Source organism: Phyllobacterium sp. (assembly GCF_037994405.1).
GTDB lineage: Bacteria > Pseudomonadota > Alphaproteobacteria > Rhizobiales > Rhizobiaceae > Phyllobacterium.
The window spans coordinates 1-5570 of the sequence record NZ_JBBNAN010000472.1; the positions used below are offsets into that span (position 1 = coordinate 1).

Genomic DNA, 5570 nt, shown 5'->3' on the forward strand with positions numbered 1-5570 from the left:
ATCACGCGGTTATCTCCCCGCTTGTGGGGGAGAGATAACCGTCATCATCTGTGCTCGCCAGCCGAATCGCGGCAAAAAACAACAACTGGTAGTCACGCATTTGTTGATATAGACAGCAGCACTCCTCACACCGACCCGGTCCCCAACCATGCCTGTTCGCTTTTTCCCCGCCCTGTTCGTCGTGCTCTGGGCCACCGGCTTCATCGGTGCCCGTTATGCCATGCCCTATATGGAGCCGTTCCTGTTCCTAGCGGCACGGTTTCTCATTGCAGGCGCAATCCTTGGTGTCTGGGTTGTTCTGGCTGGGAACCGCTGGCCAGGTAGGCGCGGCGCCATGCATGCGATCATTGCCGGCTGCCTCATCCACGGCGTTTATTTGGGCGCTGCATTCTGGGCCATCCACAACGGACTTCCTGCGGGAATGTCAGCGCTGGTCGTCGGCCTGCAGCCCCTGATCACTGCATTGATTGCCGGTGTTGCCCTCGGCGAGAAAATCCAGCCGCGTTATTGGGCCGGATTGGCCGTCGGCTGCGTCGGCGTCGCCATGGTTCTTTGGCCCAAACTCTCGATTTCTGCCGGCGGCATCACGCCAGCGACGGTGACAGCCTCGATCATATCGGTATTTGCCATCAGCATCGGCACCGTGTGGCAGAAACGCTTTGTGGGCGCTATTGATCTGAAAGCAGGGACAGCGCTGCAATATCTTGGCGCTGCAGTGCTTACCGGCGTCTTCTCGCTCGCCTTCGAGACGCATATCATTATCTGGTCAGGGCCGCTGATATTCGCGATGTTCTGGCTGGTGTTTGTCCTCTCGCTCGGCGCAGTGCTGCTCCTGATGATTCTTATCAATCAGGGCGCGGTATCGAAGGTAGCATCCTTGTTCTATCTGGTACCGGGTGTTACTGCCCTGATGGCTTATGCGCTCTTCGGTGAGACGCTGACATGGTTCCAATTGGTCGGCATGTTTGTCGCGACGATGGGCGTTGCCCTGTCGACGGGTTAGAGCCTTTCTTGCTTGGATAGAAGCAGTTCTGTTTCCCGGATGGCGAGACAATCCACGCGGAAGGTGGCGAGGCCGATGTTTATCCATCGGACGAAGCCGCCTGACGAAGTGGATGTCCGCCAGCCGGAAACCCAGCCATTGGTTTGCCAAAGCAAACCAACCAGCTTTCAAACCCGCTGGTCGAATTAACCGCATTTCGAGAGAAATGCGATTCGACCAGTGGGCCGGGTGAATTCGGACCAAGCAAGAAAGGCTCTAAAGGCGCTCGGCCGCCTTGCCTTCCCAATAGCGGATGATCGCGGCGTTGATCTCGGCGCCGATGATGAAGATCGCCGCGATGATATAAAGAAAAACAATGGCCGCCATGATGGAGGCAAGACCCGCATAGGTCGAAACATAGGTCGCGAAGGTTTCGAGATAGCTCGCAAAGATCGTGGCGCCGGCCGTCCAGGCAATGAGCGTCAAGAGGATACCGGGTAGGATATCGATTAGCCGCCGGCGCCCCGCCGGCAGCCACAGATGCACGACAAGCAGGCCGACGACCAGCACGGCTGTCGCGATGACATAGCGCCAGAAACCGATCGTTCCGGACACGAGCGCAATCTCCGGTATCCATTTTTCGGCAATGCGCACGGCGAGCGGCGCCAGGACCAGCAGAAAGCTGATCGCCATGATGCCGATTGTCGCCACGACGACAAAGCCCAGGCTCTGCAAGCGGCAATAGATGATCGAGCGTGTATCGTTAACCCGGTACGCCCGGTTGAGCGCAACACGCAGCGCTTCGATGCCATTGGAGGCGAAATAGGCGGCAGCAATCACGCTGATCGTCAGAAGTCCACTACGCTGGACGTTGAGGACGTTGCGTACCTCCCGTGCGATCGGCGTTGCGATTACCTCCGGCCAGGTATCGAAGATCACATGGACAGCCGTATCGGTGAAAGCACTGGCGCCGAGAAAACTGGCAAGGGACGTCGCGAAGATCAGAAACGGGAAGAGAGCCATCATGCCGGAAAGTGCGACGTGGCTGGCCAGCGCCCAACCATCATCGTTTAGAAAATGCCCCACCGCATCTACAAGCACGCGCCGGAGAAAAGCATATACTTTACGCATCAATGATGATTTGCCCCCCTGATGCCTGAGATTGCAAGGCGCTGGCTAATATGTGAAGTCTTTTCTTATTCAACCGACTGAATTGAAGCATCCGGTAAACATGACCCGTTCCAGAACGATTTTGATCACAGGATGTTCCAGCGGGATAGGTGCCTATTGCGCCCGGGCCCTGAAGGCCAATGGCTGGACCGTTTTTGCCACGGCTCGCCAACCAGCGGATATCGACGCGCTCAAGGCTGACGGCCTTTCTGCCCACTATCTCGACTACCGCGAACCGGAGTCGATTGCAGCGCTCGTAAACACCATTCTGAGTGAAACCGGCGGCACGCTCGATGCGCTCTTCAACAATGGCGCCTATTCGCTGCCAGGTGCGGCGGAAGACTTGCCGATCGGCGCGCTGCGGGAACAGTTTGACGCCAATTTCTTCGGATGGCATGAACTGACGCAGCACATTGTTCCTGTCATGCGCAAGCAGGGTCATGGCCGGATCGTCCATTGCTCGTCGATTCTGGGGCTCGTGCCGATGAAATGGCGCGGCGCCTATGTCTCGTCCAAATTTGCGCTGGAGGGCCTGATGCTGGTTCAGCGCATGGAACTCGAAGGCTCAGGCATCCAGGTGTCGATGATCGAGCCCGGCCCCATCGCGACGCGGTTCACCCATAACGCGCTCAAGCAGTTCGAAAGATACATTGACGCCGAAAACTCGGTGCACCGTGACGACTACCGCCGGTTGATTGCCCGGCTGTCGGGCGGCGGCACAAAGTCGAAATACAAGCTCGGCCCCGAGGCTGTCTATGCGGTGCTCAAGGACGCATTGGAAAATCCCCGTCCGCGACCCCATTATCTGGTAACACGCCCGGCAAAAATTACCGTCTTTGCCCGCAGATTTCTGTCAAAACGTGCGCTATACCGCATGCTTGCGAGCCAATCATGATAAGATCAGAGCCAACGGCGGCCTGATCGACAAGGAAGTACCCATGGATATCATCTTCAAATTTCTGGCAGTCGTCGCCATCGCCGCGGTTACGATTGTGCTGCTCATTGGCCTGCGCAACATGATGAAAGGCGGCGACGCCAATTTCTCCAACAGGATGATGCAACTGCGTATCTTCCTGCAGCTGATCGCCATCATCCTCATTGTCGGCGCCATCTATTTCCACCGCTCCGCAGGCTAGTGCTCTCATGGTCAAGCTCAACAAGATCTACACGCGGACGGGCGATGACGGCACGACTGGCCTCGGCAGCGGCGAGCGGCGGCTGAAGCACGATCTGCGGGTAGAAGCCTATGGAACAGTGGACGAGGCCAATTCCTGCATCGGCATTGCGCGGCTTTATACGGAAAAGGACTTCCCCGAACTCGACGCCATGCTCATGCGTATCCAGAACGATCTGTTCGATCTTGGCGCCGACCTTTCGACGCCCGACACAGGTCAGACGCTGCCTTACGAGCCGCTGCGGATCATCGACAGCCAGGTTTTGCGCCTCGAGGCGGACATCGACCGGCTGAACGCCAGCCTTGCGCCCTTGCGCTCCTTCGTGCTGCCCGGCGGCTCTCCCGCTTCCGCCGCGCTGCACCTTGCCCGCACTGTCGCGCGCCGCGCCGAACGGCACATGGTCGAACTTGCGCGAAAGCCGGATGAGGCGGTCACACCAGCCGCTTTGAAATACATAAACCGTGTTTCGGACTTTCTCTTTGTCGCCGCCCGAGTGGTCAATGACAATGGCGCCAGGGACGTGTTATGGGTGCCCGGTCATAATCGCTGAACGCGAAGAATCGTTGAGGCAGGGGGCCGGCGACAATGTTCATTCCATTGCATGACGCCAACAGTCTCAAATACATCAAACTACAATATGTGACGTTGTATCTGATCGCCATCAATGTGCTTGTCTTCGCACTGATGAGCGTCTCCGGCGACTACGCGCAAGCCGCGGCGGTCGGGCTCGGCTATATACCAGCGGTGATCCACGATCTGGCGATCCTGCCCGCCAACTATCATTTCGTGCCAGCGGATTTCACCTACATCACCTACGCCTTCCTCCATGCCGATATTTTCCATCTCGGCGGCAATATGCTGTTCCTTTGGGTATTCGGCGACAATGTCGAGGACGCGCTGGGACACATCAAGTTTCTGATCTTCTATCTTCTGTGTGCCGCAGCCGGCGCATTCCTGCACGGCCTGATCCTGCCCAATTCCGAAGCACCGCTCATTGGCGCCTCGGGCGCCATTGCCGGCATCGTCTCGGCCTATCTGCTGCTGCATCCGCGCGTGAAAGTCTGGGTGCTGGCTTTCGGACGCATACCCTTGCGCATTCCTGCCATCTATCCCCTCGTCCTGTGGGTCGCGACGCAATTCCTGATGCTCGCATGGGGCGGTGAGGAGCAGGTTTCATGGCCCGCCCATGTCGGCGGGATCATCGCTGGTGCCGTGCTGATCGTCATTTTCAAGCGCCGAAGTGTGCCGCTCTTTGACCGGGCTATTGTCTCGCCGCGTGCGGTCGTGATCGAAAAAGCCCCCGGACCGGCGGCCCCCGAAACGGAACCCATCAAGTGGGGGCGCTAGGCGTCGACCATTCAATCGGTTGAAGTTTGACCAGACACCGAGTCGGCGATTGACCTTTACGTCACTGATAATTACGGTCCCGCGCAACTCAGGCACCAGACGTGTCGTTTTTTTCACCTCAATGTCGGCATCCGGCAAGCGGGTGCTATAATGAGGCAGTTAAATCTGCCTTTCGTTCATATGAGAGGGAGTCCCCATGAAAGTCCTCGTACCGGTAAAGCGGGTAGTCGATTACAACGTGAAGATCAGGGTAAAAGGCGACGGCTCCGGCGTTGAACTTGCCAACGTGAAGATGTCGATGAACCCGTTCGACGAAATCGCCGTCGAGGAAGCGCTCCGTCTGAAGGAAGCCGGCAAGGTCGAGGAAGTGGTCGTCGTGTCGATCGGACCGGCGCAGGCGCAGGAAACCATCCGCACCGCGCTCGCCATGGGTGCCGACCGCGGCATTCTCGTCAAGGTCGATGACATCGTCGAGCCGCTGGCCGTCGCCAAGATCCTCAAAGGTGTCGTTGAAGCGGAGCAGCCAAGGCTGGTCATTCTCGGCAAGCAGGCAATCGATGACGACGCCAACCAGACCGGCCAGATGCTGTCGGCACTGCTCGGCTGGAGCCAGGGCACCTTCGCCTCCAAGGTTGAGCTTGGCAGCGATACCGCCAAGGTGACGCGCGAAGTCGATGGCGGGCTGCAGACCATCGAAATCAAGCTGCCGGCCATCATCACCACCGATCTTCGTTTGAACCAGCCGCGCTATGCCTCGCTGCCGAACATAATGAAGGCCAAGAAGAAGCCGCTGGACGAAAAGTCCGCAGCCGATTACGGCGTCGACACCAAGCCGCGCCTCAAGGTGCTGAAGACCGAAGAGCCGGGCGGCCGCAAGGCGGGCGTCAAGGTCAAGG

General features: G+C 58.2%; 7 protein-coding genes. 6 read left to right on the forward strand and 1 reads right to left on the reverse strand.

Annotated features, from left to right (window positions below; translation table 11 throughout):
• The first annotated feature begins 148 nt into the window (after nt 1–148).
• Complete coding sequence (locus tag AAAC48_RS26130; RefSeq protein ID WP_340656994.1) at nt 149–1003, forward strand: DMT family transporter; 855 nt, start codon at nt 149–151, stop codon at nt 1001–1003.
• A gap of 255 nt (nt 1004–1258) precedes the next feature.
• Here the strand turns inward: AAAC48_RS26130 and AAAC48_RS26135 are convergent, their stop codons facing one another.
• On the reverse strand, nt 1259–2113 hold the full coding sequence (locus tag AAAC48_RS26135) for a YihY/virulence factor BrkB family protein (RefSeq protein WP_340656995.1): 855 nt from the start codon (nt 2111–2113) through the stop codon (nt 1259–1261).
• Nucleotides 2114–2213: 100 nt separating this feature from the next.
• On the opposite strand from AAAC48_RS26135, the gene AAAC48_RS26140 reads away from it, so the two are divergent.
• From AAAC48_RS26140 to AAAC48_RS26160, 5 genes are all read left to right on the forward strand, one after another.
• On the forward strand, nt 2214–3047 hold the full coding sequence (locus AAAC48_RS26140) for an SDR family oxidoreductase (protein WP_340656996.1): 834 nt from the start codon (nt 2214–2216) through the stop codon (nt 3045–3047).
• A 43-nt stretch (nt 3048–3090) separates the two neighbouring features.
• Entirely contained in the window at nt 3091–3288 is a 198-nt protein-coding gene (locus tag AAAC48_RS26145) for a twin transmembrane helix small protein (RefSeq protein ID WP_340656997.1), read from the forward strand.
• A 7-nt stretch (nt 3289–3295) separates the two neighbouring features.
• Nucleotides 3296–3877 carry a cob(I)yrinic acid a,c-diamide adenosyltransferase gene (locus tag AAAC48_RS26150; protein WP_340656998.1) on the forward strand — a complete coding sequence of 194 codons (582 nt, stop codon included), beginning with the start codon at nt 3296–3298 and terminating at the stop codon, nt 3875–3877.
• Between the two features lie 35 nt (nt 3878–3912).
• Complete coding sequence (locus tag AAAC48_RS26155) at nt 3913–4674, forward strand: rhomboid family intramembrane serine protease (RefSeq protein ID WP_340656999.1); 762 nt, start codon at nt 3913–3915, stop codon at nt 4672–4674.
• A 196-nt stretch (nt 4675–4870) separates the two neighbouring features.
• On the forward strand, nt 4871–5570 hold a 700-nt coding region (locus AAAC48_RS26160), incomplete at its 3' end, for an electron transfer flavoprotein subunit beta/FixA family protein (protein WP_340657000.1).